The organism is Pseudomonas sp. RL_105y_Pfl2_101 (assembly GCF_963970585.1).
Lineage (GTDB): Bacteria > Pseudomonadota > Gammaproteobacteria > Pseudomonadales > Pseudomonadaceae > Aquipseudomonas.
In genome coordinates, this window is record NZ_CAXAPG010000114.1 from 1 (window position 1) to 1,562 (window position 1,562).

General features: G+C 67.8%; 1 protein-coding gene. It reads right to left on the bottom strand.

The window, feature by feature from the left end; translation table 11 throughout:
- Positions 1-1,562: type VI secretion system Vgr family protein (locus AACY31_RS28660; protein ID WP_339505638.1), on the bottom strand; the 1,562-nt coding region annotated here is incomplete at both ends.

Consider the following 1,562-nt stretch of genomic DNA (forward strand, 5'->3'; position numbering starts at 1 on the left):
GGATGTCGATATCGCCGGAGGCCGCCACCAACCGCCAGCCCAGGCTTTGCACAAAGGTGCGCACACCACGGCTGGCGCTGAGCAGCAGGCGTTTGCCAATGGCCAGGCTGGTGTGGCCGCCGCTGCTGAGGGCGAGGTGTTCGCCGCTGGCGATGTGGGTCGATTGTGGGGTGCTGCTGGCGATGCCGGCCGGGCTGTGCAGCACCAGATGGGGTTCGGCCAGTTCGGGGTATTGGTTGGCGCTGGGGTTGCCGCCGGTGCCACGGATGGTGCTGTGTTGGGCCTTGAGGGCGTCGGCGACTTCGTCCTGGTCACCGCTTTCCTGGGCCAGGTGATCGCGGGCTTCGCTGGCGAAGGTGGCGTGGTGTTGGCGGGCGGTGTCGAGTTGTTCGGCGGTTTCCGGCAGGTCGGTGTGGTGTTCGGCGGCGCGCGGGCGCAGTTGAGTGGTGAGCAGCAGGCCGCCGCCGGCGCGCAGTACGCCGTGGGCGTCGGTGCGCAGTTCAAAACCTTCGCCGCGTGGCACGCCGCCACCGGGGCGCGGGTGGGTGAGGTAGCCGAGGGTGAGGGCGCTGGCCTGGTGGTCGCTCATCAGCGCGGCGCTGATTTGCCCGGTGGTGTCGTCCAGGCGCAGTTCGTTGTGGCGCTCGCCGTGAAGCTCCTTGCTGCGGATCGGGCTGAGGGCCTTGAACTCCGGCAATTTGTACGGTGAACGGTTTATGGCGTGGTAGCTGCGGCCGATGACCAGGGGCTGGTCCGGATCACCTTGCACGAAGCCGACCAGTACTTCCTGACCGACCCGGGGTAGGGCGACGTGGCCCCAACCGGCACCGGCCCAGTTGTGGGTGACGCGCACCCAGCAGGAGCGGCGGTCGTCGTCCTGGCCTTGGCGGTCCCAGGGGAATTGCAGGCGCACGCGGCCGTGTTCGTCGCAGTAGATTTCTTCGCCGGGCGGTCCGACCACGGTGGCGATCTGCGGGCCTTCGATGCAGGGCTTGGGACGCGGCGGTGCTTGCCACTCGACGCTGTCGGGAATCAGTGTGGCGGTGAAGCTGTAATGGGTGCCCACCTGGCTGCCGGCGGCTTCTTCTTCCATCGCGGTGTGCTGGCGGCCGACATGTTTGATGGCAACGGCGCGCCAGCCGATGTTGAGGTCGTCACGCGCATGCCCGGTCAGATCGAACGCCAGCCCCGGCACCAGGCGCGCATCGTCGCCCGTGACTTCGGCGGTGCGCGCATCACCGCGCAGGCCTTGCAAGCGGGTCTGGGTGAAGGGCTTGCCGGCGTCGTCGTGCTTGTAGCGGCCGGGGTAGTCGTAGCGTTCGTAGTCGGGGCTTTGGTGTTCCAGCTGGCGTGCCTGTTCGTGCTGCTCCAGGTTGTAGCGCGGGTGGGTGAAGGTGTAATCGCGCTGGGTCTGTTGGGCGCTGCGCACCTGCTCGCGGTAGGTGAAACTGTGCAGCGCCGGCTGGGCCTGATCGCCACCAGGGTTGGCCTCGTACACCAGCGGTTCGCCCTCGATCACACCGAAGCTGGCGATATGGTCGGCCTGGATCAGTTGGTGCCCA